24 protein-coding genes and 2 tRNA genes are annotated in these 26,804 nt (G+C 64.3%); 11 read left to right on the top strand and 15 right to left on the bottom strand.

Annotation, left to right across the window (positions count from 1 at the left end; all coding sequences use genetic code 11):
• Nucleotides 1-26 precede the first annotated feature (26 nt).
• The 5 genes from GGC65_RS01610 to dusB all read right to left on the bottom strand — a co-directional run bounded on the left by GGC65_RS01610 (nt 27) and on the right by dusB (nt 7,271).
• Nucleotides 27-1,406, bottom strand: coding sequence for a sigma-54-dependent transcriptional regulator (locus GGC65_RS01610; RefSeq protein WP_192645556.1), 1,380 nt, complete (start codon nt 1,404-1,406; stop codon nt 27-29).
• A complete protein-coding gene (locus GGC65_RS01605) occupies nt 1,396-3,687 on the bottom strand; it encodes an ATP-binding protein (RefSeq protein WP_225940629.1) in 2,292 nt (763 codons plus the stop codon). Before GGC65_RS01605 ends, GGC65_RS01610 begins: the two co-directional genes overlap by 11 nt.
• Before the next feature lie 94 nt (nt 3,688-3,781).
• On the bottom strand, nt 3,782-5,188 hold the full coding sequence (locus GGC65_RS01600) for a sigma-54-dependent transcriptional regulator (RefSeq protein WP_192645555.1): 1,407 nt from the start codon (nt 5,186-5,188) through the stop codon (nt 3,782-3,784).
• Nucleotides 5,185-6,276 (bottom strand): two-component system sensor histidine kinase NtrB, encoded by a 1,092-nt coding sequence (locus GGC65_RS01595; RefSeq protein WP_192645554.1) that lies wholly within the window; start codon nt 6,274-6,276, stop codon nt 5,185-5,187. Before GGC65_RS01595 ends, GGC65_RS01600 begins: the two co-directional genes overlap by 4 nt.
• On the bottom strand, nt 6,273-7,271 hold the full coding sequence (gene dusB / locus GGC65_RS01590) for a tRNA dihydrouridine synthase DusB (RefSeq protein WP_192645553.1): 999 nt from the start codon (nt 7,269-7,271) through the stop codon (nt 6,273-6,275). Before dusB ends, GGC65_RS01595 begins: the two co-directional genes overlap by 4 nt.
• Before the next feature lie 96 nt (nt 7,272-7,367).
• Here dusB and GGC65_RS01585 point away from each other — a divergent pair, with 96 nt between their 5' ends.
• A complete protein-coding gene (locus tag GGC65_RS01585) occupies nt 7,368-8,543 on the top strand; it encodes a bifunctional 2-C-methyl-D-erythritol 4-phosphate cytidylyltransferase/2-C-methyl-D-erythritol 2,4-cyclodiphosphate synthase (protein WP_192645552.1) in 1,176 nt (391 codons plus the stop codon).
• Between the two features lie 3 nt (nt 8,544-8,546).
• Nucleotides 8,547-9,104 (top strand): CinA family protein, encoded by a 558-nt coding sequence (locus GGC65_RS01580; RefSeq protein ID WP_192645551.1) that lies wholly within the window; start codon nt 8,547-8,549, stop codon nt 9,102-9,104.
• On the opposite strand, the gene GGC65_RS01575 is transcribed toward GGC65_RS01580, so the two are convergent.
• Together GGC65_RS01575 and lipA are read right to left on the bottom strand one after the other, a co-directional pair.
• Complete coding sequence (locus GGC65_RS01575) at nt 9,047-9,526, bottom strand: type II toxin-antitoxin system RatA family toxin (RefSeq protein ID WP_192645550.1); 480 nt, start codon at nt 9,524-9,526, stop codon at nt 9,047-9,049. The two genes, GGC65_RS01580 and GGC65_RS01575, sit on opposite strands and share 58 nt — an antisense overlap.
• Nucleotides 9,527-9,533: 7 nt before the next feature.
• Nucleotides 9,534-10,478, bottom strand: coding sequence for a lipoyl synthase (gene lipA, locus GGC65_RS01570; protein WP_192645549.1), 945 nt, complete (start codon nt 10,476-10,478; stop codon nt 9,534-9,536).
• Between the two features lie 62 nt (nt 10,479-10,540).
• Here lipA and GGC65_RS01565 point away from each other — a divergent pair, with 62 nt between their 5' ends.
• The 3 genes from GGC65_RS01565 to GGC65_RS01555 all read left to right on the top strand — a co-directional run bounded on the left by GGC65_RS01565 (nt 10,541) and on the right by GGC65_RS01555 (nt 12,566).
• A complete protein-coding gene (locus GGC65_RS01565; RefSeq protein ID WP_192645548.1) occupies nt 10,541-11,179 on the top strand; it encodes a carbonic anhydrase in 639 nt (212 codons plus the stop codon).
• 14 nt (nt 11,180-11,193) lie between these two features.
• Complete coding sequence (locus GGC65_RS01560; protein WP_192645547.1) at nt 11,194-11,772, top strand: hypothetical protein; 579 nt, start codon at nt 11,194-11,196, stop codon at nt 11,770-11,772.
• A gap of 92 nt (nt 11,773-11,864) precedes the next feature.
• A complete protein-coding gene (locus GGC65_RS01555) occupies nt 11,865-12,566 on the top strand; it encodes a DUF899 family protein (protein WP_192645546.1) in 702 nt (233 codons plus the stop codon).
• Here the strand turns inward: GGC65_RS01555 and GGC65_RS01550 are convergent.
• Together GGC65_RS01550 and ettA are read right to left on the bottom strand one after the other, a co-directional pair.
• On the bottom strand, nt 12,563-13,009 hold the full coding sequence (locus GGC65_RS01550) for a PaaI family thioesterase (RefSeq protein WP_192645545.1): 447 nt from the start codon (nt 13,007-13,009) through the stop codon (nt 12,563-12,565). The genes GGC65_RS01555 and GGC65_RS01550 overlap by 4 nt on opposite strands.
• Before the next feature lie 5 nt (nt 13,010-13,014).
• Nucleotides 13,015-14,694, bottom strand: a complete 1,680-nt coding sequence (ettA, locus tag GGC65_RS01545) for an energy-dependent translational throttle protein EttA (RefSeq protein WP_192645544.1) — start codon at nt 14,692-14,694, stop codon at nt 13,015-13,017.
• Between the two features lie 130 nt (nt 14,695-14,824).
• Here ettA and GGC65_RS01540 point away from each other — a divergent pair, with 130 nt between their 5' ends.
• The 4 genes from GGC65_RS01540 to GGC65_RS01525 all read left to right on the top strand — a co-directional run bounded on the left by GGC65_RS01540 (nt 14,825) and on the right by GGC65_RS01525 (nt 17,339).
• On the top strand, nt 14,825-16,210 hold the full coding sequence (locus GGC65_RS01540; RefSeq protein WP_192645543.1) for a M20/M25/M40 family metallo-hydrolase: 1,386 nt from the start codon (nt 14,825-14,827) through the stop codon (nt 16,208-16,210).
• 204 nt (nt 16,211-16,414) lie between these two features.
• The gene (locus GGC65_RS01535) at nt 16,415-16,822 is read left to right on the top strand and encodes a hypothetical protein (protein ID WP_192645542.1); all 408 of its coding nucleotides are present in this window, start codon (nt 16,415-16,417) and stop codon (nt 16,820-16,822) included.
• Complete coding sequence (locus GGC65_RS01530) at nt 16,798-17,223, top strand: VOC family protein (RefSeq protein WP_192645541.1); 426 nt, start codon at nt 16,798-16,800, stop codon at nt 17,221-17,223. Before GGC65_RS01535 ends, GGC65_RS01530 begins: the two co-directional genes overlap by 25 nt.
• A 39-nt stretch (nt 17,224-17,262) precedes the next feature.
• Nucleotides 17,263-17,339: transfer RNA gene (locus GGC65_RS01525), tRNA-Pro, on the top strand.
• A gap of 13 nt (nt 17,340-17,352) precedes the next feature.
• Here GGC65_RS01525 and GGC65_RS01520 read toward each other — a convergent pair.
• The 4 genes from GGC65_RS01520 to GGC65_RS01505 form a co-directional block, all read right to left on the bottom strand.
• Nucleotides 17,353-18,828, bottom strand: coding sequence for a M20 family peptidase (locus tag GGC65_RS01520; RefSeq protein WP_192645540.1), 1,476 nt, complete (start codon nt 18,826-18,828; stop codon nt 17,353-17,355).
• Nucleotides 18,829-18,897: 69 nt separating this feature from the next.
• Nucleotides 18,898-18,973, bottom strand: a tRNA-Ile gene (locus GGC65_RS01515).
• A 68-nt stretch (nt 18,974-19,041) separates the two neighbouring features.
• Entirely contained in the window at nt 19,042-20,079 is a 1,038-nt protein-coding gene (locus GGC65_RS01510; protein WP_225940628.1) for a polysaccharide deacetylase family protein, read from the bottom strand.
• A gap of 33 nt (nt 20,080-20,112) precedes the next feature.
• Complete coding sequence (locus tag GGC65_RS01505; RefSeq protein WP_192645539.1) at nt 20,113-21,762, bottom strand: sensor histidine kinase; 1,650 nt, start codon at nt 21,760-21,762, stop codon at nt 20,113-20,115.
• Nucleotides 21,763-21,946: 184 nt separating this feature from the next.
• Here GGC65_RS01505 and GGC65_RS01500 point away from each other — a divergent pair, with 184 nt between their 5' ends.
• Nucleotides 21,947-22,420, top strand: a complete 474-nt coding sequence (locus GGC65_RS01500) for an Lrp/AsnC family transcriptional regulator (protein WP_192645538.1) — start codon at nt 21,947-21,949, stop codon at nt 22,418-22,420.
• Nucleotides 22,421-22,492: 72 nt separating this feature from the next.
• Here GGC65_RS01500 and GGC65_RS01495 read toward each other — a convergent pair whose 3' ends face one another.
• Together GGC65_RS01495 and GGC65_RS01490 are read right to left on the bottom strand one after the other, a co-directional pair.
• Entirely contained in the window at nt 22,493-23,923 is a 1,431-nt protein-coding gene (locus tag GGC65_RS01495) for a tetratricopeptide repeat protein (protein ID WP_225940627.1), read from the bottom strand.
• A gap of 94 nt (nt 23,924-24,017) precedes the next feature.
• The gene (locus GGC65_RS01490) at nt 24,018-24,314 is read right to left on the bottom strand and encodes a hypothetical protein (protein ID WP_039573852.1); all 297 of its coding nucleotides are present in this window, start codon (nt 24,312-24,314) and stop codon (nt 24,018-24,020) included.
• 215 nt (nt 24,315-24,529) lie between these two features.
• On the opposite strand from GGC65_RS01490, the gene GGC65_RS01485 reads away from it, so the two are divergent.
• Nucleotides 24,530-26,743 (top strand): hypothetical protein, encoded by a 2,214-nt coding sequence (locus GGC65_RS01485; protein ID WP_225940626.1) that lies wholly within the window; start codon nt 24,530-24,532, stop codon nt 26,741-26,743.
• Nucleotides 26,744-26,804 lie beyond the last annotated feature (61 nt).

Below are 26,804 nucleotides of genomic sequence, written 5' to 3'. Positions count from 1 at the left end.
GTCGCCGAAGGTCTAGCGCAAAGCCGCTACCCCTCGCCGTCCGAACTCTCGGTAAGCCCCAAAAGTTTCAGTTTGCGGTGCAACGCCGAGCGCTCCATGCCGATGAAGGTCGCGGTGCGCGAGATATTGCCCGAAAATCGGTTGATCTGGATGCGCAGATATTCGCGCTCGAAATTTTCGCGCGCTTCCTTGAGCGGGATTGCGGTGATCGATTCCGAATTGGGCAATATGTCGGCGCCCCCGCGCACTAGTTCGGCGGGGAGCATGTCGGCATCGATCCGCGCCAGGCGGTCGCTCGGCGCCAGGATCATCACACGTTCGATCACGTTGCGCAGTTCGCGGACGTTGCCCGGCCACTCATGCGCCTGCAGCGCCGCCATCGCCTCCGAGCTGATTTCGGGCGGCGCGACGCGGCGGTCGGCGGCGTAACGGCCGATGTAATGGTCGCACAGGCTGGCGATATCGTCGCGGCGCTCGCGCAGCGGTGGGATATGCACTGGCACGACGTTCAGCCGGTAATAAAGATCCTCGCGAAACCGGTTTTCGGCGATTTCGGTCATCAGATCGCGCGCCGAGCCCGAAATGATGCGGACATCGACGCGGATCATCGTGCGGCCACCAACGCGGGTAAAGCTCTGGTCGGTCAGCACGCGCAGGATCTTGCCCTGCGTCGTGATCGGCATGTCGGCGACCTCGTCGAGGAACAAGGTGCCGCCATGCGCCTGTTCGAGCAGCCCGACGCGGATCGACCCGTCCTCGGCCTCGGAGCCGAACAATTCGGTCTCGACCGTCTCGGGATCCATGCGCGCCGACGAAATCACGCGGAACGGCGCATTCTGCCTACCACTCCAGCCGTGTAGCACGCGCGCGGCGACTTCCTTGCCGACGCCCGGCGCACCGGTGATCAGCACGCGACTTCCCGTGCCCGCCACGCGCTTCAGCGTCGCGCGGACATTGTTGATCGCGGCGCTGGTGCCGGTCAGTTCATCGGACGGCCCCGCCTTTTCACGCAATTGCTCATATTCGAACTTGAGCCGCTCATTCTCGGTGGCGCGCGCGACGAGATGGAGCAGGCGTGACGCCTCGAACGGCTTTTCGATGAAGTCGAACGCGCCGCGGCGGATCGCAGCGACCGCCGTGTCGAGCCCGCCATGGCCCGAGATGACGATGATCGGCAGCGTGGGGTCGAACGCCTTGATTGCCTCGACCAGCCCCAATCCGTCGAGCCGCGACCCCTGCAACCACACGTCGATCAGCGCGAGCGATGGCCGCCGCTGACGGATCGCTTCCAGCGCCGAGTCGCTGTCCGAGGCGGTGCGCGCCTCATAACCTTCGTCTTCCATGACGCCGGCGACGAGGTCGCAAATGTCGCGTTCGTCGTCGACGATCAGAATATCAAGCGCCATGATCTTCTCTGTCCTGCCGGTTCCGGACGCGTCCGGGAACCGATTCACCATGCCCCATGCTTGTATCGCCCCCCTTGCCGGCCAAAGGCCGCAGCCGGTCGGGATGAAGCGTCAGCGTAACGCATGTCCCCTGCCCCGCCGGGTTGTCTGAAAATTCGAGTTCGCCATAATGTTGCTCGACGATCTTTTTGACGATCGCGAGACCGAGCCCAGTCCCCCCCTGGCGCGTCGTCATATAGGGTTCGGCGATTGCATCGCGCGCTTCCGGCAGCCCGATGCCGTCGTCGGTGACGCGGATCGTCAGTTCGCCGCCAGCACCGACGTCGAGTTCGGCGCCAATATGGCCGATCGGCATGACATCCGAATTTTTCGATTTCTCTTCAATCGCTTCGACAGCATTTTTGACAATGTTCGTCAGAGCCTGGGACAGCAAGCGGCGGTCACAGACCAGCGACTCGACCTCGGCCGGTGTTTTGACGGTGAAGACGATGTCGGGCTTTGCAACTTCGAACAGGAAAACTGCCTGGCGCAGGATATCGCGGACATCCTCGACCCCGAAGGTCGGCTTGGGCATGCGGGCGAAGCTGGAAAACTCGTCGACCATTCGCCGCATGTCGTGAACCTGGCGGATCACCGTATCGGTCAGTTTGCGGAAGGTCGCAGTGTCACCCTCGACCTTGTCGCCAAAGCGCCGCTGGAGGCGTTCGGCAGCCAATTGGATCGGGGTAAGCGGATTCTTGATCTCGTGCGCGATACGCCGCGCGACGTCGGACCAGGCGGCGCGGCGCTGGTCGAGCAATTGCTGCGTAATATCCTCGAAACTCAGGACAAAGCCGTCTCCCTGCGCGACCGCTTTCGCCGCGAGCGTCGCAGGCTCGGCATCCTTGCGTGAGAGCTGAACGATCGCCTCGCGCTCGTCGCTGATCAGCAGCCGCGCCAGTTCGGGCGCGACATCGTCGAGCGGCTGGCCCGTCAGGCATTCCGCCGACTGGCAGATCAACCGTTCCGCCGCGGCGTTGGCGAGCAGGATGCGGCGATCGGCATCGACCGATACCACTGCGGACGACACGCCGCTCAGCACCGCTTCGATAAAGCTCCGCCGGGCCTCAAGCTGTTCGTTCACATTGACGAGCACGCCCGTTTGCCCCTCAAGCTGTTCGGTCATGCGGTTGAAGGCACGGGTGAGCACGGCAATCTCGTCGTCGCGCGCCGGCGGCGTGACCCGCACCGACAGATCGCCGCCGGCGGCCGTACGCGTCGCGCCGATCAAGGTGCCGAGCGGGCGAACGATGCGGTCGGCGACCACGATTGCCGCGACCACCGCGAGCGCGAGGAGCAACAGCGAGCCGAGATAGAGCGCGCCGTTGAACTGCAATTGAAGCTGCTGCGAGCGTTCGAAGAGGTCGTTATAGTCCGCGAGCACCGCACTGGCGCGCGCCGATTGCTGGAAGCCGGGGACATTTGTATCGCGCGAGGCATAGACATAGGCGCGGCCGGTGCCCGGGAGCCGCGCTGCGGCCTCGATCCGGTTGGGCTGGCGGACGACCACGACATCTTCACCCGCATCAAGACGGCCGACCATTGCCGCGCCGAGGCGCGTTTCGGCCGCCCGGTTGTCGGGATTGATTGCTGTCGCCGTGCGCGCCACCCCATCCTTGCCGATCTCGATGATCGCCGATTCATTCAGGCTGCGCACAACGACCTGTTGCAGATAATAGTTGCTGAAGGCCGGGCTATCGATCGGAACGAGGCTCAGCTGCTTGCCGAGATCGTTGGCCATGGCGAAGGTATTGGCACCGACTTGGCGCTGGTTTTCCTGATAATAGCCCTCGGCCAGGCTTGCCGCATTCTCGAACATGCCGCGCGAGCGGTCCGAGAACCAAAAGTCGACGCCGAACTGGAACAGCAGCGATGCAAAGATCACGACGAGAAGCGTCGGCGCCGCCGCGATCAGCGAAAAGAGCGCGACGAGCCGGACGTGGAGACGACCGTTGCCGCCGGCCATCGAGCGCACGGCGCGTGCGCGCGCAACCCGGCTGCCGATCAGCACGATCAGTGCCATCGCTGGCACGAGATTGACGACCATGATCGCGGCGACGAGCGCCGGCGTGAGCAATCGCTCACTCTGCGCATCCCCCGTCACGAAGATATAGGTCGCGATAGCAACGCTGATAATGACGGCGAGGGCGTAATATTCGGGGGCCGCGAAACGCCAGAAGCCCGAACGCTCTTCCCCACCATTCGAATCCATATCGACAGTCAGGGGAAGGGATTGCGTCATTGTTGCTACGTTACGACAATCCTGTTGCATAGAAAACACACAAACTGCGACACTGTCGCCCGATTGCGCCGATTTTCGGCTTTGTCGTTGTCCATCAAGGATGCGCGGGATCGATATCGAGTTGCCCGAGGCGTTTGCGCAGCGTGTTGCGATTGATGCCAAGGCGCCGCGCGGCCTCCAATTGGTTACCGCGGACATCGCGCAGGACACGCCGGAAAAGTGCCGCCTCGACAATCGCTTCAAGCTGTTCGTGGATATCGCCGTCGCCGGCTTCCGCCATTTTTTCGCGCGCCCAGTCGTCGACCGCGCGCCCGATCAGCGCCGCGGGTTCGATCGCGCCGCCGCCCTCGCCACTTTCGTGCAGTACCGCCTCGACATCCCGCACGGTCACGGTGACGTCACGCGACAGGACTGCGAGTCGCTGGACGACGTTGCCGAGTTCGCGGACGTTGCCAGGCCAGTCGTAGCGTTCGAGCCACTGCATTGCCGCAGGCGCGAATTGGCGGTCGGGCAGTCCCGAACCCCGCCCGGCCTCGACAAAATGGCGGACGAGCGCGGCAATGTCGCTGCGCCGGTCGCGGAGCGGCGGCAAGGTCACCGGGATGACGTTAAGGCGGTAGAAAAGATCCTCGCGGAAGCGGCCGTCGGCGACGAGCGTGCGCATGTCGCGGTGCGTCGCCGCGATGACGCGGACGTCGGCGCGCAGCGCTTGGCTGCCCCCGACCGTCGAATATTCGTTGCTTTGCAGGACACGCAGCAGGCGCGTTTGCGCCTCGAGCGGCATGTCGCCGATCTCGTCGAGGAACAAAGTCCCGCCCGCCGCCTGTTCGAAGCGACCGGCATTGCGGCTGTGCGCACCGGTGAAGGCGCCCTTTTCGTGGCCGAACAGTTCGGCCTCGATCAATTCGCGCGGAATCGCGGCCATGTTGATCGCGACGAAAGGCCCGGCACGGCGGAGGCCGGTTGCGTGGATTGCCCGCGCGACAACTTCCTTGCCTGTGCCCGATTCACCCAAGATTAGCACCGCGAGATCGTTCGAGGCGAGCCGTGCGATCGTACGATAAACCGCCTGCATCGCCGGGGCGCGCCCGACAAGGCCATGGCTATCAGCCGGTACCGCAACGTCCCTCGCCGTCGGCTCCACCTTACGCTGCAGCGCGGCGCGGACGCTGGCGGTCAGTTCGTCGAGGTCGAAGGGCTTGGGCAAATAGTCATAGCTGCCAATCCCCGTCGCGCGCACTGCGGTATCGAGCGTATTCTGCGCCGACAGGACGATCACGGGCGTCCCGGCGTCGATCTGCAGCGAATCGATGCCGTCGCCGTCGGGCAGGACGACGTCGGTGATGACGAGATCGGGCCGGTTGTCGGCGAGCCACGCGTTGCGTTCGGCGATGCTGGCGACCGACGCCAACTGGCCGCACTCGCCGACGAGCGTTTCGCGGATGATCATCGCGATCGCTGGGTCGTCCTCGACCAGCAGGATGGTCTTGCCTTGGCTCATGCCGAACGTTCCTTTTGCGCGACCGGCAGATGGATGCGGAAGCTGGTCCAGTCGCCGTCGCGCACATGCTGAACGGTTCCACCCATGTCGCGTGCCAGCTTGGCCACGAGCGCGAGGCCGAGCCCCCTGCCCTCGCGCTTCGTCGTCACGAACGGCGCGAACAGGTCGCCGCGGACGTCGGCGGGAACGCCAGGCCCATTGTCGCTGACGCTGACCTCGATCGGCAGCGCGATGCGGCCGCGTCCGTCGTCATTGTCAATCGACAGGCCGTGCCGATACGCGGTAGTCAGCCGGACGACGCCATCGTCGCGTCCGCCGAGAGCCTCGCATCCATTGGTGACGAGGTTGAGCAAGATCTGCACCATGGCGTCATGGTTTCCGTGAACCAGCGGCAGCGAAGGATCGAAATCTTCGGCAAAGCGCACCCCCGGGAACTGGCGCGCCCGCGCGGTTTCCATCGCCTGATGGATCGGCTGATAGAGGTTGATCGGGCCGCAAGCGATCGGCTGCCCGCGCGAGAAATGTTCCATCTGGTCGATCAGAGTCGCGATGCGGTCGACCTCGGCGCAGATCAAGGTCGTGAAGCGTTCGCCGCCGGCGTCGGTCTTGCGCGCGAGCAACTGCGCCGCGCCCTTGATGCCGGCGAGCGGATTCTTGATCTCGTGCGCGAGCATCGACGCCGCGGCGCCCGCAGCGCGGCCCGAACGGCCGATTGCGCCGCCCATCAGCTCGGAATCGCTTTGCGACGGCACGAGTGCGAGGATGCGATGGCCGCTCTGGCCATAGGGGACCATCTGCATGTCGACGAAAATTGACCGGCGGCCGCCGGCCGAAATCTCGGTGCGATGCGCGAAGAGCGCCGAGGTCGCCGCATCGCTCATCCGCTGGCGATAGTTGCGATCCATATGGATGACGTCATAGACGACTCGCCCGACCATTGCCGAGCGGCTGATGTTGCAAAGCTGTTCAGCGGCGGCGTTGACGAATAGCACAACGCCGCCGCCGTCGATGAGCAGCGTCGGAACCGGATGCGACTGGATCAGTTCGTCGTGGTCGAAGCTCGGGATGCTCGACGTGAGCGTCGTCACGCCGCCGCCTTGCTCAGGAACGGCGCGTAGAATTGCTCGAGCGCGTCTAGGACGTCGCGGCTGCTGGGGATCTGGTTGACCTTGTTGCGAAACTCGGCCGATCCATGCACGCCCTTGACGTACCAGCCGAGGTGCTTGCGCGCCATATTGACCCCGGTCACTTCGCCATAATGGTCGATCATCGCGCGATAATGCGATGTAATGACATCATATTGTTCGTCGATGCCGGGGTCGGGGCGCGGGATTTCGCCGCGCAGCGCCGCCATCACCTGCCCGAGCAGCCAAGGTCGGCCATAAGCGCCGCGACCGATCATGACGCCGTCGGCGCCGCTCTGTTCCAACGCAGCGCGCGCATCGTCGACCGAACAGATGTCGCCATTGGCAATCACCGGGATCGACACAGCGTCCTTGACCGTCCGGATGAAGCGCCAGTCGGCCTCGCCGCGGTACATTTGGTTGCGCGTGCGGCCGTGTACGGTGACGAGCTTTGCACCGAGATCTTCGGCGATATGTGCGAGTTCGGGGGCGTTGAGGCTATCGAGGTCCCAACCCATGCGCATCTTGACCGTCACCGGCACCTTCACTGCCTTGACGCAGCTATCGATGAGCGCAGCGGCGAGCTTCAGGTCGCGCATCAATGCCGAGCCGGCGTCGCCGTTGGTAACCTTGCGCACCGGGCAGCCCATGTTGATGTCGATGATTGCGGCCCCGCGGTCTTCGTTGAGCTTCGCCGCTTCGCCCATTTCATAGGGCGTGCAGCCGACAAGCTGCATCGACACGGGTTCTTCGACCGGATCCCACGCCGCCTTCTGGATCGACTGGCGCGTTTCGCGGATCGCCGCCTGGCTTGCAATCATCTCGGTGACGTTGAGCCCCGAGCCATAGTGACGGACGAGCTTGCGGAACGGCAGGTCGGAGACGCCCGTCATCGGCGCGAGGATCACGGGATCCGTGATGGTGATGTTGCCGATCTGAATGGGCCTGAGCGGCGCCATGGCGGGGAGCTTTCGTCTGATTGCCTAAAATTTGAGCAGCCCGTACACGCTAAGCCGCTTTCCCGCAAGGCGCGGCTGCGCTAACCGGCGCGCGAGATGAGCGAGTCCACCCCTTCCCCGTCGCCGCGCGTTGCGGCCGTGCTGCTCGCGGGCGGCCAAGGAACGCGTGCGGACCTTGGCTTGCCGAAGCAGCTTGCGATGCTGGGCGGCAAGCCCGTGCTGCAGTGGAGCCTCGATGCTCTTGCCACGCATCCTGCGGTTTCAGGCGGCGTGATAGTTGCGAATGGTGACGTCGTGGCGGCCGCCGGCGACCTACCGGACGGTTGGGTTTCCGCCGATCCCGGCGCCGAACGCCAACAATCGGTCGGCAACGCACTCGCGGCGCTGACCGATTGGGAAGACGAGGCGCTGGTGCTGGTTCATGACGCCGCGCGGCCGGGCGTAGCTACCGAAGTCATCGACCGCCTGCTCGCCGCCCTGCGAACCGCCGAGGCGGCGATCCCGACCTTGCCTGTCCCCGATACGCTGGTCGAACAAGCGCAGGACGAGGCCGGCGACGTGGTCGACCGGAGCGTCTTGGCGCGCGTCCAGACGCCGCAGGCCTTTCGCTTGGGCATTTTGCGCCGGGCACATGCCGAAGCGGTCGAGGCGGCCGCGACCGACGATGCACAGCTTGTTCGCCGCCTTGGCGTACCGGTCGCCGCAGTCGTCGGCGACGCGCGGCTCTATAAACTGACATATGCGGAGGATATGGCGATCCTCGCGGCGCTTTTGGGGATTGGCACAATGCGAACCGCCGTCGGCATGGGATATGATGTCCACCGTTTGGTCACCGACAAGCCGTTATGGATTGGCGGGATAGAAATCGCACATAGTCATGGACTTGAAGGGCATAGCGACGCCGACGTCGCACTTCATGCACTCACTGACGCGATCCTCGGCGCGCTCGGCGACGGCGATATCGGTGATCATTTTCCGCCGAGCGATGCGCAGTGGCGCGGAGCCGCGTCGCACCGTTTCCTGTCCTTTGCCGGCGAACGCGTCGCCGCGCGCGGCGGGCGGATCGATCATGCCGACCTGACGATCGTCGCCGAGGCGCCGAAGATCGGCCCGCACCGTGCCGCGATCCGCGCACGCATTGCCGAAATCCTTGCGATTCCGCTTGAACGGGTTAGTGTGAAGGCGACAACGACAGAGCGGCTGGGCTTTACCGGCCGCCGCGAGGGGATCGCTGCGCAGGCCGTCGCGACCTTGAAACTTCCGGAGAATTGAACCTTGCTGTCCGATGCTGAAACGCGCCTTGCCGCGCGCGACGACCTTGCAACAACCGTTCTTGCCAAGAATCGCGCCGTGGGGCGGAAGGTCTCCGTCGCCGAAAGCTGCACCGGCGGCATGGTGTCCGTCGCGCTGACCGATATTGCCGGGAGCTCGGATGTGTTCAGCGCCGGCTTCGTCACCTATTCGGGCCACGCCAAGCAGAGCCAGCTCGACGTCAGCAGCGAAATCCTCGAAACCTTCGGCGAAGTCTCGCTCGCGACTGCTTGGGCGATGGCGGCAGGCGCGCTCGCCAACAGCGACGCCGATGTCGCGGTCGCGATCACCGGGATCGCCGGTCCGGGCGGCGGCTCAGAGAAGAAGCCGGTCGGCCAGGTCGTCTTTGCGCGTGCGCTGCGCGGCCAGAATCCCGACGATTATTTCACCCAGCGCGTCCAGTTCGAATCGACCGATCGCGCCGCGATCCGCCACCATGCGACTTTGTTCGCGCTCGACCTGCTTCAGCCCGAAAGGGACGAACTCCGGCCGTCGGAGGATATCGCGCTCCCCGCGCCGTAAAGATCGTCGGCACGCGTTTCGAACGCGGCGATCATCTTGCGCAGCGCCTTGTCGAACATCTGGCCTGCCAATGCTTCGAACATGCGGCTGCGGAACGAGAAATCGACGAGGAAATCGACGCGGCATCCCCCGCCCTCGGCCGGCTGGAAATGCCATTCATTGTTCAGATGCTTCATCGGCCCGTCGATGTAGCTCACGCATACCTCGCGCGGCCGCTCCTTATGCACGCGGCACGAAAAGCTTTCGCGCAGCCCTTTGAAACCGACGATCATGTCGGCGACCGCCTCATGCTCGCTGTCGCTGCGGATGCGGAGCGCGACAACCCACGGCAGGAATTCGGGGTAGCGCTCGATATCGGTGACGAGCGCAAACATCTGCTCGTCGCTATACGGCAGGACGCGGGTTTCGTGATGCCGAGGCAAAGGTCCGTCAGTCCGCCTTGACGCGCGCCAACTGCGCTTCGCGGGCAGCGCGCATCCGTTCGAAATCGTCGCCGGCATGATAGCTCGAGCGCGTCAGCGGCGACGAGGCGACCTGCAGGAAGCCTTTGGCGCGCGCGATCTGCGCATAGGCGTCGAAAGCCTGCGGCGTCACGAACTCGGCGACCTTGGCATGCTTCGGCGTCGGCTGGAGATACTGGCCCATCGTCATGAAATCGATGTCGGCGCTGCGCATGTCGTCCATCACCTGATGAACCTCCATCCGCTCCTCGCCGAGTCCCAGCATGATGCCGGACTTGGTGAAGATCGAAGGGTCGCGGCGCTTGACGCTTTCGAGCAGACGCAGCGACGCATAATAGCGCGCGCCCGGGCGGATCGTCGGATAGAGCCGCGGGACGGTCTCGAGATTGTGGTTATAGACGTCGGGTCGCGCATCGACGATCGCCGCAACCGCGCTTTCGGGCTTGTTGCGAAAGTCAGGAGTCAGGATCTCGATCGTCGTCTGCGGCGTCTCGCGACGCAGCGCGTTGATGACCTTCACGAACTGGCTGGCGCCGCCGTCGGGCAGATCGTCGCGGTCGACCGAGGTGATGACGATGTGGCTGAGCCCCATCTTCGCCGCAGCGATCGCGGTATGTTCGGGTTCGAGCAGGTCGACCGGGCGCGGCATCCCGGTCTTGACGTTGCAGAAGGCGCAGGCGCGCGTGCAGGTGTCGCCGAGGATCATCACCGTGGCGTGCTTTTTCGTCCAGCATTCGCCGATGTTCGGACAGGCGGCCTCTTCGCACACCGTATGCAGGTTGAGCTCGCGCATCAGCTTGCGCGTTTCGGCGTAACCGGGGCTGGTCGGCGCCTTCACGCGGATCCAGTCGGGCTTGCGCGCGCGCTGGCTGGGAGTCGACGCGGGCTGTACGGGCGATGCGGGAGCGTTCATGCCGCCCACATAGTCGTGCACGCGCCTCTTCTCAACCTCTCTACCTATGCTAAGGCGCGTCCATGACTCACTTTGCTGACATGATCGAGGGATACCGGCGTTTCCGTAACGGCGGTTGGGCACAACAGCGCGAGCGCTGGGAACAGCTTGCCGTGGGGCAATCGCCGAAGGTGATGGTGATCGCCTGTTCGGACAGCCGATCCGAGCCGTCGCAGATTTTCGACACCAATCCGGGCGAAATCTTTGTCGTGCGTAACGTCGCGGCACTGGTGCCGCCGTTCGAGACGACGCCGGGGCGTCACGGCGTTTCGGCCGCGCTCGAGTTCGCCGTCCAGTTCCTGAAGGTCGAGGAAATCGTCGTAATGGGCCACGGCCTTTGCGGGGGTTGCCATGCCGCGCTTCATAAGTCGATGGAGGGGGCCGAGCCGGGCCGCGGCGGCTTTATCGCCGACTGGATCGCGATGCTCGACGAGGCGAGCGAAAATATAAGAAAAACTCATGCGGATCTCGATACCCGCGAAGCCGGGAGAGCCATGGAGATGGCGGCCGTACGAGTAAGCATTGACAATCTCAGAACTTTTCCCTGCATTCAGGAGAAGGAGCGACGGGGCACGCTGAAGCTGCGCGGCGCCTTTTTTGCGATCGGCGATGGCGTACTGCATCTGATGGACGAGGCAACGGGGGACTTCTCCCCCGCCTGAACAGGAGGGGCGACATGAGCAAAAATACATTCTGGGTGACCATGATCTTTGTCGCCGCGATTGTCGGCGCGTTTCTGGGGCCCGCGCTTGCTCAATCGCTCTCAACCGGCGCGATTCTGACCTTTTCGGTCGTCACCCTCGTCGCGATCATCGGGCTGATCGTCTGGTCATTGTCGAGCAACAAATCGGGCAAGAAGGCGGACACTGCCACCTTGGCCGATGCCCGCGCGATGCGCGCTCCCGAGGGCAAGGCGCGCATCTATGTGACGCGCCGCGGCTTCGTCGCCGCGCTTCAGGGAATGAACGTCACGCTCGACGAGACGGCAAAGGGCCAGATCAAATCGGGCCAGATGCTGATGGCCGATGTCGCGCCCGGCAAGCACCATCTGCACGCCGCGATGGCGAAGGGGCTGATGGCGAACGCCGGCACGATGGAGGTCGAGGTCGGAGCGGGCGAAGTCGTCGTAATCGATGCGATGTTCGAAATGAGCGCGCTGAAAGGCGATGCAAAGCTGACGCGGCTGGACGGTGCGAAGGGGCGCGAGAATGTCCAGGCGACCAAGCTGATCCTGTGGGAAATCGCGCCCGCCTGATCGGCGACGAAGCGAGCCCTGGCTGCGGGCAATTGTGACGCGCTGCTGCAACAATCGCCAAAATCGCACGTTCTCCCAAAAAGGAGAATTGGATGGCCCTTCGCCAAACCCTGTCGGCTGCGCCGGCGCTTGCTTCCCGTAGACGTGCATTCCCCGGCGAAGATGAATCTTACACCAAAGCCCGTAAATCCTTGCTCGCCGAAGAAATCGACCTGCGACGCCGGATGACGCGTGTCGCGGAACAGCGGCGCCAGCTGCCGCCGGGGCCCCTGATGAAGGATTACCGGTTCAAGGATGCGAACGGCGCCGAACTAGGGTTGGCCGACTTGTTCGGTGATCATGATACGCTCATCACCTATTTCTGGATGTATGGTCCCGAACGCGAGCGCCCCTGCCCGATGTGCACCAATTGGCTGGGCGCGGTGAATGGTAATGGCAACGACATCAAACAACGCGTCGCGCTGAAAATCCTGGGGCGCAGCCCGGTCGAGCGGCAAAAGGCTTTTGCGCAGGAACGCGGCTGGCAGGCGCTCGATTTCGTCCAGACGGTCGGCGACGATTATGCGCAGGACTTTCGCCTGCTCAATGCCGATGGCAGCGAGAATCCAGCGCTGGCGGTCTTCAAACGCAACGGCAGCGGCATCCGCCTGTTCTGGAAGAGCGAGATGACCGCCGAAATGGCCGATCCCGGGCAGGACCCGCGCGATGCGCCCGATATTGCCAGCCTGTGGTCGATTCTCGACCTCACACCGTCGGGCCGCGGCACCGACTGGTATCCGTCGCTGGAATATTAAGGAATCGCGTAGGTCACATTCGCCTGACCGACAGGCTTGTCGGCATCGTCGGTCCAGATGCGGATATCCATCACCGCCAGCCGTTTGCCGAGGCGCAGCATATGCGCGTCGGCGAACAGCGGTCCCGGCCGGCACGGGCGCAAGAACTGGTAGTTCAGCGCGCTGGTGACCGCCATCGCGACGGGACCGATGTGCGCCAGGACGAGCGCATAGGCCGCCATGTCGGCAAAGCCCATCTGCGTCGGCCCCGAAATCAGTCCGCCGGGGCGAAGCGCCTTCTCGTTGGGATCGAGGCGAGCCTGGATGTGGCCTGGCACTGCCGAGACGACATGCCCTCGCGAGCCGGGGACCGAATGGGGGAAAGCCTCCGCCATGAAGGCGTTGAGCGCGTTCGCATCCAAACGGATCGCGCTCGACGAAATCGGAGCCCCCTCCCCCGTCATCGGGATCAGCGCGTCAGCTTCTTGTACGACGTCGCGTGCGGACGCGTCGCATCGTCACCGAGGCGGCGGATCTTGTCCTCTTCATAGGATTCGAAATTGCCTTCGAACCATTCGACATGGCTGTCGCCCTCGAACGCAAGGATATGCGTCGCAAGGCGATCGAGGAAGAAGCGGTCGTGGCTGATGACCACGGCGCAGCCCGCGAAATTTTCGAGTGCTTCTTCAAGCGCCGCAAGCGTTTCGGTGTCGAGGTCGTTGGTCGGTTCGTCGAGCAGCAGCACGTTGCCGCCCTGTTTCAGCATCTTGGCCATATGGACGCGGTTGCGTTCACCGCCCGAAAGCTGGCCAACCTTTTTCTGCTGGTCGACGCCCTTGAAGTTGAAGGCGCCGACATAAGCGCGCGTCTGCATCTCATGCTTGCCGATGCTCATCATTTCGGCGCCGCCCGAAATTTCCTCCCAGACATTCTTGTTCGGGTCGAGCGCGTCGCGGCTCTGGTCGACATAGCCGAGGCGCACGGTGTCGCCGATCGTGACGCTGCCGCTGTCGGGGGTTTCCTGTCCGGTGATCAGCTTGAACAAGGTCGATTTACCCGCACCGTTCGGGCCGATGACCCCGACGATGCCGCCGGGCGGAAGCGTGAAGGACAGGTCTTCGAAGAGCAGCTTGTCGCCATAGGCCTTCGAGATGCCCTCGACCTCGATCACCTTTCCGCCAAGGCGCTCGGGGACCTGGATGACGATCTGTGCCTTGCCGGGGATGCGCTTTTCCTGCGCTTCGATAAGCTGGTCGAAGCTCTTGATACGCGCCTTCGATTTGGCCTGACGCGCTTTCGGCGACTGGCGGATCCACTCGAGTTCGTCCTTGATCGCCTTCTGGCGACCCGCGTCCTCGCGCGCTTCCTGCTCGAGGCGCTTGCCCTTCTTTTCGAGATAGGTCGAATAATTGCCTTCGTAGACGAAATAGCGGCCGCGATCGAGTTCGAGGATCCAGTTCACGACATTGTCGAGGAAGTAGCGATCGTGGGTGACGAGGATGACGTTGCCCGGATAGTCGACGAGATGCTTTTCGAGCCAGGCGACGCTTTCGGCGTCGAGGTGGTTGGTCGGTTCGTCGAGCAGCAGGATCGACGGCTTTTCGAGCAACAGGCGCGTCAGCGCGATGCGGCGGCGCTCGCCACCCGAGAGATTTTCGACGCTCCAGTCGCCCGGCGGGCAGCGGAGCGCTTCCATCGCGATTTCGAGCTGATTGTCGAGCGTCCAGCCGTCGACGGCGTCGATCTTTTCCTGGAGCGTACCCATTTCCTCCATAAGTGCCTCGAAATCGGCGTCTTCCGGCGGATCGGCCATCAGCGTGCTGATCTCGTTGAAGCGGTCCATCATGTCGGCAACGCCCCGGACGCCGTCCATGACATTCTCTTTGACCGTCTTCTTGGGGTCGAGCTCGGGCTCCTGCGCCAGATAGCCGACGGTGATATTTTCGCCCGGCCAAGCCTCGCCGCTGAATTCGGTGTCCATGCCCGCCATGATCTTCATCAGCGTCGACTTACCCGTGCCGTTCGGGCCGACGATGCCGATCTTGGCGTCGGGATAGAATTGCAGGCTGAGGTTGTTCAGCGTCGGCTTTTGCGCGCCAGGATAGGTCTTGGTCAGACCCTTCATCACGAAACTATATTGGGCGGCCATGGATATGCTCCGGTAGAGGCTGGGCCGCGGGCGCGGCCGGGAGAGATTTGAGTTGCGCGCCGGTTAGCGAATGGGCGCGAGCTTGGCAATCGGCGCTTGCGCGCGCGGGGTGCGTCGTTAGGAAAGCGGCATGAAAATCCCCAGCACCCCTACTCGCTTAACTGCGATCGCCGCCCTTTTCCTCTCGACTGCCGTATCGGGCCAGACGGTGCCGAGCGCCGCCGAACTGGCGCAACAGGGCGACGACCCGGCCTGGGCGATCACCGAAGGGCTGACGACCGAAATCGGCCCGCGGCAGGCGGCGACCGAGGCCGAGGCGGCAGCCCGGCGCTGGGGCGTCAAGCGGCTCACCGAAATGGGGTTCCAGAATGTGCGCGAAGAACCCTTCATGATGCAGACATGGGTGCGCGGCGCCGAAGAGGCGTCGCTGACCGGCCCGTTCCAGCCGCAGAAGCTTCACATCACCGCGCTCGGTACCAGCGCCTCGACAGGCCCCAAAGGGCTGGAGGGCGATGTCGTCTATTTCGCTAGCTATGACGCGCTCGTCGCCGCGCCCGACAATCTGGTGAAAGGGAAGATCGTCTGTATCGATCATCAGATGAAGGCCGCGCAGGACGGCAGCGGTTATGGCCAATATGGTCGCGCGCGCTTCACCGGCGCGAATGTCGCGGCCAAGAAAGGCGCGGTTGCCGTCGTGATCCGCTCGATCGGAACCGACAGCCACCGCAATCCGCACACCGGCGGGACCAATTTCGAGGCCGGCGTCAAGCCGATCCCCGCCGGCGCGCTCTCCAATCCCGACGCCGACCAGGTCGTACGGCAATGGAAACGTGTGGAAGCAGGTCAGGCGGCTGCGCCGATGCGGATGAAGCTGCTCCTGACGCCGCAGAACCTCGGGCAGCAGCGTTCGGGCAATGTCATCGCGGAGGTGCCCGGCAGCGACCCCGCCGCCAGCCCGGTGATCGTCGCGTGCCATCTCGACAGCTGGGATCTCGGCACCGGGGCGATCGACGATGCCGCCGGCTGCGGGATCATTACGGCCGCTGCCAAGCATGTGATGACTGCCGGCCAGCCGCGCCGGACGATCCGCATCCTGTGGGCGGGCGCCGAAGAGGTCGGGGTGTTTGGGGGCAAGGCCTATTTCGACGCGCATGGCAAAGAGAAGCATGCCGTCGCGCTCGAATCCGATTTCGGTGCCGACCGCGTGTGGCGTGTCGACTTCAAACTGCCTGACAGCGCCAAAGCGCTTTCGGACCGGATTGCCGCTGCCGTCGCGCCGTTCGGGGTCGTACGCGGCAAGCAGCCCGCCAATGGTGGCGCCGACATCGGCGCGCTCGTTCAGGCCGGCGTTCCGGCGGTCGATCTGGCCCAAGATGGCACGCGTTATTTCGACCTGCACCACACGCCCGACGACACGCTCGACAAGATCGACCCCGCGCAATTGCGGCAGAATGTGACGGTTTGGGCCGCGACTCTGGCGATTCTGGCGAACAGCACGAACGCCGAGCTTCCCTAGTGTGACGGAGAAATGACAGAATCCCGCGCGCGCCGACCATCTCAATTATTTTTGTTGACGATTCATGCGGAACGGCTAAATCCCGCGGCTCGCGGTCCGGGAAACTTTTCCCGACGCGGTAAGGCATTTTAGGGAGCCCACACATCATGAAGAAGTTTGCTGCTATCGCCGTTGCTGCCAGCATGTTCGCCCTCGCCGCTTGCGGTGAAAAGGCTGCTGAAGAAGCCACCACCGAAGCTCCGGCCGCTGAAGCGGTTGCTGAAGAAGGCGCCGACGCCGCTGCTGCTGGCGCTGAAGCCGCTGCCGCTGGTGCCGACGCTGCTGCTGCTGGTGCAGAAGCTGCTGCTCCGGCTGCTGACGCTGCTGCTGCCACCGCTGCTCCGGCTGACGCCGCTGCTGCTCCGGCCGCTGCTGCTCCGGCTGAAGAAAAGAAGTAAGTCGCAGCCCTTCGGGGCGTTGACTGAAACGAGATTTGGGCGGTCTTCCCTTGGGAAGGCCGCCTTTTTCTTTGCCCGCAACAGAATGAAACCGGATGGGCCGGTCAGGCGTCGTCAGACACAGGCACGTCGCCGGAAAGGAATATTTCGATGCCGACCCCACCCTTCGGCCTAAAGGGCCTCGATCACATCGTCCTGCGCGTATCCGACATCGACCGGATGCGGGCCTTTTACCGCGAAGTCCTCGGCTGCAGCGACGAGCGCGAACAGGCGGAAATTGGCCTTTTCCAGCTTCGCGCCGGGCAATCGCTCATCGACCTTGTGACAATCGACGGCAAGCTTGGGGCTACCGGCGGCGCGGCGGCGGGAATCGAAGGGCGCAATGTCGACCATTTCGCGCTCGCCATTGCTCCGTTCGACGAGACCGCAATCCGCGCGCACCTTGCCAATCACGACGTTACTATCGAGCAAGCGGGGACACGCTACGGTGCCGAGGGCGAAGGTCCTTCGGTCTATTTTCGCGATCCCGAAGGAAATCTGGTCGAACTTAAGGGTCCTGCGACGAGCAGCGTATAGACTTGCACGCGGACGCTGTCTAAGGCGCGGGTCAGTAGTCGGGGAGTAGCGCAGCCCGGTAGCGCGCCTGCTTTGGGAGCAGGATGTCGCAGGTTCGAATCCTGTCTCCCCGACCACTGACTTCCCACATTATCCCGCCGACGTTGCAATCAGCCGCGCATAGAAGTCGATCATGCGCTTGAAGCTGTCGATCGTCATATGCTCGTTGGTGCCGTGAATCATCGCGGTTTCCTTGAGCGTGAAGTGCATCGGCATGAAACGATACACATCCTCCGAAATCGGCTCCATGCTACGGCTGTCTGTCGCCGCGACGACCAGATAGGGCGCGACGACGGCATCGGGCGCATCGGCGCGCGCCGCGGCGACGACATATTTCCACCCCTGCGAACTGCTCGACGAAACGCGCGACGGCTCGTTCGGCGTCTTGACCCAACTGAGTTCGACCGGGGCGTCACCGACCGCCGCCTTGGCGCGCGCCATCACATCGGCCGAGCTGTTCCACGGCGCGATGCGATAGTTGATGAGCGCGGTCGCCGATTGTGGGAGCACATTCTCCTTGGGACTGCCCTGCAACATCGTCGGCGCGATGGTGGTGTGGAAAGCGGCGGCCGACGAGGGCGAGGCCGCAAGCTGTTTTCTGAGCACCGGGCCGAGCAGCCACTGGTTCGCGACCGCGAGTTCGGTTGTGCCGCCCTTGTGCGCGGCCAGCGCCTCGATCATCGCCGCACCGGGGCCTCGCATCTCGATCGGGAACGGATTTTCGGCGATTGCCAGCACCGCGCGCGCCAGCGTCGTGACGCCGGTTTCGGCGGGCGGCATCGAACTATGCCCGCCGGGCGCATTGGCGGTGACCTTGAGCGTCGCATAGCCTTTCTCGGCGATGCCGATCAGGATGGCAGGGCCGTCGATCACCGGCGTGTCGCGCAGCACGACGCTGCCCTCATCGAGCGTGTAGAGCGCGCGGACACCCGCGGCCTTCAATTTGGCGGCGGCCGCGACGGCACCCGAACCGCCCCCCTCTTCGTCGTGGCCCGACACGAGGTAGATGCCACGCTTGGGCCGGAACCCGCTCGCCGCCAGCGCCTCGATCGCCTCGAACAGGCCGATGAGCGATCCCTTGTCGTCGACGGTCCCGCGGCCCCACACCGACTTTTCGGCGATGGTCCCGGCGAAGGGCGGATATTTCCAGTCCTTTTCGGTGCCTTCGGTGACCGGCACGACATCCTGATGTGCCATGACGATGATCGGCGCGAGCGACGCATCGCTGCCCGGCCAATGATAGATCAGCGTGCGGTTCGGCAGGATCGTCCGCGTCATCGCGCGATGCGTCGCGGGATAGGTCGCCGCGAGCCACATGTGCAGCCGGTCCCATTCGGCAATGTCATTCTCCGCCGGATCCTGGTGCGAGATCGTCTTGATCTGCGCCGCGGCGCTGAGGTGGCCGACGGCGGCGTCGAGGTCGTAGCTGGGCACCGCGGCGAGGCGGATGTCGCTGCCGTCGGCGATATCCTTTGGCGCAAAGGTCGCGGTGCGTACCGCCACCGTTCCCGCCACAATCGCGATCACCGCAAGACCGCCCAGAAAAATCGTCCGCCGCTTCCCCATGTCCCTCTCCTTCTGCCGGCGCAATGGAGAGGTATCGGTTTCGTTTTGCAAGGGAAATGGTGGAGGAAATGGTGGGCCCGGCAGGACTCGAACCCGCAACCTAGCCGTTATGAGCGGCCAGCTCTAACCGTTGAGCTACAGGCCCCCTTTTCAAACCCGGTGGGGGTGTGCGGGCGATAGCGGACGCCGCGCTGCATTGGCAAGCGCCAACGATCAGGAGCTTCGGGTTGTGGAGGCCTTCCGTTCGGCCATCGCCAATATTTCGGCAGCCGTCGTCGCTTCGACGCCGCGGCGCGCGAGGTGATCGAGCACGACGTCCCACCAGCGATAGAAAAGCTCAAGATCGGCGCTGCTGCGAACATAGGGCGTATTGCCAGGTTGCAGCGACGGTGAGTGGAAGGAGAAGTTGAGCACCGGCAAGCGCGCATCGACGGCGATATCGATCGCGCGGCACGCGCGTTCGGCGGGAATCCCCTCGGGCGTCAGCGCGATCCGTTCGACAAGCCCGAGACGGGCAAGCGCCGCGCCTGCGTGCGTGCCGTTGCGCGCAACACGGTGATAGACGCCAGCGCCGGCCTTGCCCAGCAAGCCGCCGAAAACCGTGGTAACCGGAACTTCGAGCATCGCACCCTGCCCCGTACGCACCCACCAGGGATGCAGCGGCGCAGCGCGATAGTCGGGGCCGTGCCCCGCACGATAGTCGAACCCGCTGCGCACCGACGTGTCGCAGCGGAAGCCGAGTTCGGCGAGCATCGCCGCACTGCGGGGACCGAGGCCATATCGCCCGGCGCGATAGACGGTAGGCGATATGCCGAAGCGATCACGGATCGCATCGCGGAGCGCGGTCATCTTCGCGCGTTGCAAATCGGCGGGCAGATTGCCGGTATAGCTGTTGCGTTCGTTCACATCCTCATCATACGGCGGGTTCACCCACGGATGGAGCTGCGCCCCGATTTCGCAGCGACCGCCGTCCTGCGCTGTGCCGAGAATCTCGACCGCACGGTCGTCGGCGACAATCGGCCAGTCGACCAGATAGATTGGCGACACGGCGGCGCGTTCGAAATAGGCTTGGCACTCGGCGAGCGCGGGAACCGACGCAAGCCCGTAACCGGTTCGCGCGAAAGGGGCGGCCCAGTCGAAATCCTCTTCGGTATCGATCGTGACCCAGAAGCGCGGCCGCTCATCCGCTTCCAGCGCGATCAGATCCGATGCGGCCGGATATGCAAAGAAATTGCCCGCAGGCTCCACCATGCTCCCCTTTGCCCCGAAGACTGGCCGATCGGCCTACTCGCCTTGCTGGGCCTCCAGCCCGGCATCGGCCTTCGAGTTGGCGGAGGGGAGGTGCAAGGTCAAGGCGTTATGCCCGATATCGAGGCGTCCGCCGCTTGCCCGGGCGAGGCTGTCGACGAGGCGGAGCGAGAAACCGAGGCTGAGAACTGCCGCGCCGGGCGCCTCGCCCTCGGGACTGAAGCCCGGATCGAGCAGTTCCGCCGAGGTCGCAAAGCGGATCGTCGCGGGGCGGACGATGCGCAGTTGGAGCATGTCGTCGTGCCGCGATTCGGTGACCAATTGCCCGACCAATATCGCGCCCGGTTCGGATACATCGACCAGCGCGGTGAGCAGGCGGCCGATCATACGGCGCACATCGGCATCGCTGGAATGCCCAAAAAACGGCCCCCCGACGCGAGAAATGCTGAGATCGACGCGCTGGTCGGCGAGGAGTGCCGCCAGCTCGCTTTCGACCTGCGTGACAATCGCACCGATATCGACGACCTCTTCCGACGGCGCATCGACACGCGCGGTACCGCTGCGCGCCGCGGTCTCCAGATCGTCGATGATCGACTGGACCGACGCGGCATCGCCGACGATCGTTTCGGCCATCGATCGATAACCCGAACTCACCGGGCCGAACATCTGCCCCGAAATGATCTGCGCGAAGCCCGAAATGGCATTCAGCGGGCTGCGCAGCTCGTGGATCAGCTGGCGGATCGAATCGCCCGAATCCTCGGGTGCAGGCCGGCCATAAGGCATTTCATTGCGGTGCGGGCGGCGTGCACTGGCGCGATAACCGCGGAACTGCCCCGTCGCGGGGTCGAACCAGGGCAGCGCAGAGAAACGCCATTCGCCGGCGTCCGCCGCAGTGCCTTCCAGCAGCATGCGCGCATTGATGATTTCGGCGCGCTGGCGGAAGGCGCCGGCGGCGACGCCATCGGTGCCCGGTTCGCCGCCAAAGGCCGCTTCGGCAATCGACAGGCCGATCACCGCGCCGCGGGTGACACCTTCGACCCAGTGGATCACGCCGTCGGGACCAGTTTCGAACAGGAACGCCGCGCGCGGCGCGCGCGATGGGCTCGGCTGGGCGCGAGTCGACTGATATTTGTCGATCCGGCGGACGAGTTCGCTGATCTGGCTCGGGTGGCTCTCGGCTGCGGGCTCGGGCGCCGTTTCGGCTACTGGCGCGGGCTCCGCCTGCGCTACGACTTCGGGCTCTTGCTGCGCGGCGGTTTCGGGCTGCGGCAACGCGACGGACGCGCTGCCCAGGCTGGCGAGCGCGCGATAGACGCCGTGCGGCAGGTCGGACCGGCCCGCGAGCACCGAGCGCGCCATGGCGCTCGTCGCGGGCAGGAGAGCGAGCCAGTCGGCCTCGGCAAGCCGCGCATCGCGCAGCATGATCGCGGAAACCGCTGGAACATCATTGGCATAGAGCGCGACGAGCGGGGCAAAGCGCCCATGACGCGCAATCGCCCGCGCGCAATCGCGGCGCACGGATTCGGGCACGCGGGGCCGGAGCACTGCGAGCGCGTGCAAGCTGCGGCGAATATCGTCATCGGACAGTTGATTGCCGCGCTGCGCCAGAATATCGGAGAGCTGGCGCCACGCGATGATGCTCGCACGGCGATCCGCAGGCGCCTGGCGCAAGATGGTCGCAATCATCGAGTCAGCAGTCACGCGAATTGAGCCCCACACCCTCGGTCGTTGGTTAGCATATGCTTACCGGCTAGCGTGAATCATCCGGTCATGAAAGTGCCTTAACCTTCCACGTCGCATTGTGGGACAATTGCAATCGCCTGAAATAATATTATGGTCACCGCAGTTTTGGAAAGCGGATGTTTCAATGATGGCTAGTCAGAAATTCGATCAGATTGATTTGCAGATATTGGGCGAACTGCAAAAGAACGGGCGGATGACGAATGTCGAACTGGCACAGATGGTGGGGCTGACGGCGCCCCCATGTCTTCGCCGCGTCCGCGCGCTCGAGGAATCGGGCGTCATCCGATCCTATCATGCCGACCTCGACGCGGCGAAGCTCGGCTATGGCATTACCGTCTTTGCGATGGTCAGCCTGCGCAGCCAGGCCGAATCCGACCTCAAGGCGTTCGAGGATTATGTCGGCGGGCTCGCCGAGGTGCGCGAATGCTATATGCTGAATGGCGAGATCGACTTTCTGCTGAAAGTCGTCGCGCGCGACCTGCAGAGCTTCCAGTCGTTCCTGACCGCGCATTTGACGTCGGCGCCCAACGTTACAAGCGTGAAGACCTCGCTGACCATTCGCACCGCGAAGCAGCTGGCGGGAATTCCTGTCGAGCCCTGACGCGTTCGGGCCGGGCATAGAAAAGGGCGCCCTCCGAACGGAGGGCGCCCTTTTCTTTTGCGCGAAGCGCGATCAGTTCGTCGCGGGCGCTGCGGCCGCTGCGGCCGGAGGCGGAGCGGCCGCATCCAGCTTGACCGTCCAAAGGTCGGCCAGGCGCTTGCGAGCACCGGTCACCTGGCCGAAGCTCGCTTTGGCGCCTGCCTTGTCGCCCGACAGCGCCTGGGCAACACCGAGCCGGTAGGTCCACATGTCCTTCTCCGCCGCCCCTTTGGCCGCAGCCTGATAGAGCGGAATCGCATCGGCATAATGACCATAGCCGACCAGCGCGTCGGCGGTCGCACCTGCCGTCTTGGGATTGGCCAGCGTCGAAGGCTGCTTGGCATAGGCCACGATGGTCGATGCCTCGTTGCCGGCGCGCGCCTTCTGGTCGTCGCGGCGGGCCGCCAGCTTCGTGTCGGTGCTAGGGAAGACCTTCTTCTGCTCGCCTTCCGCGATCACCGCGACGGCTTCGCCCGGCAAGCCGTCGCTGGCCGCAAGTGCACTATATTCGTCATATTCGAGGCGTTCCGTCATCGCACCCGCGGCGCGCATCAGGCGCATGGTGTCGAGCGTGAACGATTCCTGTTCCTTGGGCGTGCCGCCAGCGGGTGCGGCCTGAAGAACCGAGAAAAGCGTCTGGCGCCACACTTGCGGCTGGCCATAGTCGCGCAGGCGCGCGGTCATCAACGCGAGCATCTCGTCGTTCCGCTTTGCCGCCTGCAAGGCCTTGATCGGACGGACGTAGAGCTCGTCCGACGGCCGCTGCCCGGCGGCGCGGCTCGCCTCGATCGCGGTCTTCGCAACGGCGATGCCCTGATCGGCTTGTCCGGCGCTCAAATAGCTATCCATCAACAGAACCGGCAGACTGGTTTCGGTCGAACCCGCCGTGCGCGCGGCTTCGAGGCGCTTGATCGCCTTCGGATAATCCTTCGCGCCATAAGCAAAATTGCCCGAGTAGAAATTGTACACGGCGAGGTTTTCGGGCGGGGTCAGGCCCGAATCGAGCATCACATCCAGACCCTGCGACTGCGATGCCTGATCCTTATTCAGGATACCGAGCTGGAGCTGGTAGAAACCAAGGAGATATTTGTCGTCGGGCGCGGTGGCGCTGGTCTGGCCTTCGGCCAACGCCGCCTGCAACGTCGCCGCATCCTTCGCCGCGGTCGCGTCGGTCATCTTCTTCAGCGCGGGCGCGAAGCCCTTGCTGGCGGTCAGGCCCTTGCCCTTCGCCTCTTCTTCTTTCTTCTGCTTTTCCTTCTTCTGAGCGGCAGCCGGCGCCGCGGTCGCCATCAGCGCGCAGCCCAGCACGACGGCCATCGCCGTTGCGGGCATCGAGCGGAAACGGTTGAACATCGAAATCTCTCCTTTGAACTCGGCCGCCTTCGCCCATGCACGCGCCTGTGGCGCACGCAGGTTCGGCCGCGCGTCGGTAACGCGGCTAAACCCGTCGCGTTGCCAAGGCAAGACAGCCGGTATCGATATTTGAATGGCCGAAAGCGGCTGAACCGAAATTGAACCCGGTCTGCCGGTCGGGCGGCACCCCCGGTCGGGTCGGCGATCAGGCGATCGCGTCGATGGCCTGGTTAATCTGTCGCAGCACGGCCGGGTCGCCCGGCGCGCCCTCGATCGCCGCTTCGGCGAGTTCGATCAGCGGGATGATACCAAAGGTCGCGGCGAGCCCTTTCAGGCGGATTGCCGCCATTTCCCAGTTCGCATCGCATCGCGATCGGCGCATCAGGTCGGACAGATCGCGGGCACCGCCGGCAAAGGCAGAGCGCAGGTCCATCGCCATAGCGGGATCATCGCCAAAGGCGGCGCTGAGGTACCGATCGAGAGGGCCACTGTCGAAAGACATTCCACAGGATTGGCAGTTCGGGGTTAAGTTTCCGTTTCATGGCGGCCATTTGATGCTAAGATGGCCGGATGACGGGGGAAAAGAAAATCGTCGGATTGTGGCGGAATTCCGCGACAAACCAGGAAGCAAACAGCGCGGAGCCGGCGGAAGTCGCCGCGCCCGAAACCGCGCCTGCGCCCGAAGTCGAGGCGCCCACCGAACGGAATTGGCTCGATATGTCCTCGCTTACCGACGCCGAGGATAGTGACGACGCATTGCCTGCAGCGCCGGCGTGGCAAGACCGGGGCCTGCCCACACTGCTTATCCTGCTCGCGCTCGGCTGGACGGGCTTCGCCCTGTCCGTCGCCACCGACGGCTTTTCGCGCAGCCCTGCCCTCGCCGCTTGGCCGGCAACGCTCGCGACGATCGCAATGCCGCTCACGCTGCTCGCGGTGCTTTGGATGGCACTGCTGCGATCGGGCCGGTCCGAACAGGCGCGCTTCGCGCGGGTCGCCGCCGCGCTTCGCGAAGAAAATCTGGCGCTGAACCAGTCGATGCATTCGCTCGGCCTGCATCTGGCCGATGCGCACAAGCAGCTCGGCGAGCAGGCAAAGATCGTCCAGCAGCTTGGCCTCGACACCGTGTCGCGGCTCACCGAAAGCAGTGACAAGCTCGCGAGCAATGCCTCGGTCATTGCCAATGCCCATGACCAGCTCGCGCGTTCGGGTGACGTTGCGCTGCAGCGGATGGACGGGCTGCTCGCCGGCTTGCCGCGGATCGACGATGTCGCACAGCGGCTCGCGGTCAATTTCCGCGAAGCCGGCCTCGTCGCGCACCAACAGGGCGCCAACCTCGAAGCGCGGCTTGCGGCGCTCGGCGAGGAAGCGGCGAAGGCCGCGCAGTCGGGCATCGATTCAACCGCAACGGTACTCGAAGCAATCGTCGCGCTTCAGGAGCAGACGAAGGAAACCGAATCAGACCTGCTCGCGGCTTCGGCGCAGGTCGCCGATGTTCAAGGCGCATCACTCGCCAACATGGCAAAGGTTGCCAGCTCGGCACGCGATGACATGCTCTCGACCGTCGGTGCGATGACGGTCCAGATGGATCAAAGCTGGAGGCAGTTCCGCGAAGGCGTCGACGACGCCGCCGCGCTCATGGATGCAAAGCTCGCCGTCGCCCGCGATGCGAGCAATGCGATGGGCGCGCAGCTTGCGGCGCACGCCGACGCCAGCGACGCGCTCGCGTCGCGCATCACCGCGCATGTGACCGAAGTCGGCCAACAGCTCGAAATCCTCGATGTCAGCGTCAGCGCGAGCACCGGGGTGATCGGTCGTTCGATCGACGACACCAAGGCGCAGCTCGGCGCCTTCATACAGGAAGTGCAAAGCGGCAACGCCTCGGCGCACCAGCTTATCACCCACGCCGAATCATTGCTGCTGGCGCTCGACGCCGTGACGCGCGAACTCGACGAAACGCTGCCGCACGCGCTCGACCGCATCGCCTCGCACGGCAAGACGACGCAGACGGCGCTATCGCAGCTACGCCCCATCCTCGACGCGTCCGAACTGGTCGCACAATCGACCGCGTCGCACGTCAACGCAGTGCAAGCAACGCTCAAGTCGAACGAGGAACAGATGGCGGGTCATGCGACCAGCCAGCAGAAACTCGTCGACCGCATCAACGGCTCGCTCGCCGACGCCGAGGCGGCGCTCGCCAAGCTGCGCGAAGGCGCCGACGAATTCGCCGAACAGGGCGGCGCGCGCATGATCGCGACGCTGGGCGAGGTTCGCGCGACCGCCGATTCAGCCGCGAACGAGGCGCGGCTGACGCTCGAAAAGCTGGTTACGAATGCCCGCGAAACGATGCAGGCGACCGCAACCGATGCGATCGACGCCGCATTCAAGAACGAGGTCATGGCGCAATTGAGCGCGATCGAGGATGCATCGGCGCGCGCCGTGGCGGCCGCAAACAGCGCCGCCGATCGCCTGATGCGCCAGCTGGTTACGATCATGGACACCAGCGCAAACGTCGAACAGCGTGTAAGCGAGGCCGAACAGGCAATCGCCGCGTCCGATCGCGACTCGCTGGCGAAACAGGTCGGGCTGCTGACGGAATCGCTGAAATCGACCGCCATCGACGTCACCAAGATCATGTCGACCGAAGTCAGCGATGTCGCGTGGGATGCGTATCTGAAGGGCGACCGCGGCGTGTTCGCGCGGCGTGCGGTTAAACTGATCGACAACAGCGAGGCCAAGGAAGTCCTGCGCCTCTATCAGGCCGATGACAATTTCCATGCGTCGGTGAACCAGTTCATCCACGATTTCGAAGCGATGCTGCGCCTGCTCATCGGCGCGCGCGACGGGTCGGCGATCAGCGTCACCTTGCTCTCGTCGGACATCGGCAAGCTCTATGTCGCGCTCGCGCAGGCGATCGACCGGCTGCGGGGCTAAGCCTGTTCACGTCATTCAGCGGGGTCTGTCGCTCGAGCTTATCATATCATTAGGCCGGCGC

Source organism: Sphingopyxis sp. OAS728, assembly GCF_014873485.1.
In the GTDB taxonomy this organism is placed as follows: domain Bacteria; phylum Pseudomonadota; class Alphaproteobacteria; order Sphingomonadales; family Sphingomonadaceae; genus Sphingopyxis.
Note: the sequence above shows the minus strand (reverse complement) of the source record. Positions and strands in the feature narration are given on the sequence as shown.

Bases quoted from the DNA above. Each gene is read 5' to 3' on its own strand.
- GGC65_RS01610 (WP_192645556.1), bottom strand. From the start codon at position 1,406: ATGGCGCTTGATATTCTGATCGTCGACGACGAACGCGACATTTGCGAC.
- GGC65_RS01605 (WP_225940629.1), bottom strand. From the start codon at position 3,687: ATGACGCAATCCCTTCCCCTGACTGTCGATATGGATTCGAATGGTGGG.
- GGC65_RS01600 (WP_192645555.1), bottom strand. From the start codon at position 5,188: ATGAGCCAAGGCAAGACCATCCTGCTGGTCGAGGACGACCCAGCGATC.
- dusB (WP_192645553.1), bottom strand. From the start codon at position 7,271: ATGGCGCCGCTCAGGCCCATTCAGATCGGCAACATCACCATCACGGAT.
- GGC65_RS01585 (WP_192645552.1), top strand. From the start codon at position 7,368: ATGAGCGAGTCCACCCCTTCCCCGTCGCCGCGCGTTGCGGCCGTGCTG.
- lipA (WP_192645549.1), bottom strand. From the start codon at position 10,478: ATGAACGCTCCCGCATCGCCCGTACAGCCCGCGTCGACTCCCAGCCAG.
- GGC65_RS01565 (WP_192645548.1), top strand. From the start codon at position 10,541: ATGACTCACTTTGCTGACATGATCGAGGGATACCGGCGTTTCCGTAAC.
- GGC65_RS01560 (WP_192645547.1), top strand. From the start codon at position 11,194: ATGAGCAAAAATACATTCTGGGTGACCATGATCTTTGTCGCCGCGATT.
- GGC65_RS01555 (WP_192645546.1), top strand. From the start codon at position 11,865: ATGGCCCTTCGCCAAACCCTGTCGGCTGCGCCGGCGCTTGCTTCCCGT.
- GGC65_RS01550 (WP_192645545.1), bottom strand. From the start codon at position 13,009: ATGACGGGGGAGGGGGCTCCGATTTCGTCGAGCGCGATCCGTTTGGAT.
- ettA (WP_192645544.1), bottom strand. From the start codon at position 14,694: ATGGCCGCCCAATATAGTTTCGTGATGAAGGGTCTGACCAAGACCTAT.
- GGC65_RS01540 (WP_192645543.1), top strand. From the start codon at position 14,825: ATGAAAATCCCCAGCACCCCTACTCGCTTAACTGCGATCGCCGCCCTT.
- GGC65_RS01530 (WP_192645541.1), top strand. From the start codon at position 16,798: ATGCCGACCCCACCCTTCGGCCTAAAGGGCCTCGATCACATCGTCCTG.
- GGC65_RS01520 (WP_192645540.1), bottom strand. From the start codon at position 18,828: ATGGGGAAGCGGCGGACGATTTTTCTGGGCGGTCTTGCGGTGATCGCG.
- GGC65_RS01510 (WP_225940628.1), bottom strand. From the start codon at position 20,079: ATGGTGGAGCCTGCGGGCAATTTCTTTGCATATCCGGCCGCATCGGAT.
- GGC65_RS01505 (WP_192645539.1), bottom strand. From the start codon at position 21,762: ATGATTGCGACCATCTTGCGCCAGGCGCCTGCGGATCGCCGTGCGAGC.
- GGC65_RS01500 (WP_192645538.1), top strand. From the start codon at position 21,947: ATGGCTAGTCAGAAATTCGATCAGATTGATTTGCAGATATTGGGCGAA.
- GGC65_RS01490 (WP_039573852.1), bottom strand. From the start codon at position 24,314: ATGTCTTTCGACAGTGGCCCTCTCGATCGGTACCTCAGCGCCGCCTTT.
- GGC65_RS01485 (WP_225940626.1), top strand. From the start codon at position 24,530: ATGTCCTCGCTTACCGACGCCGAGGATAGTGACGACGCATTGCCTGCA.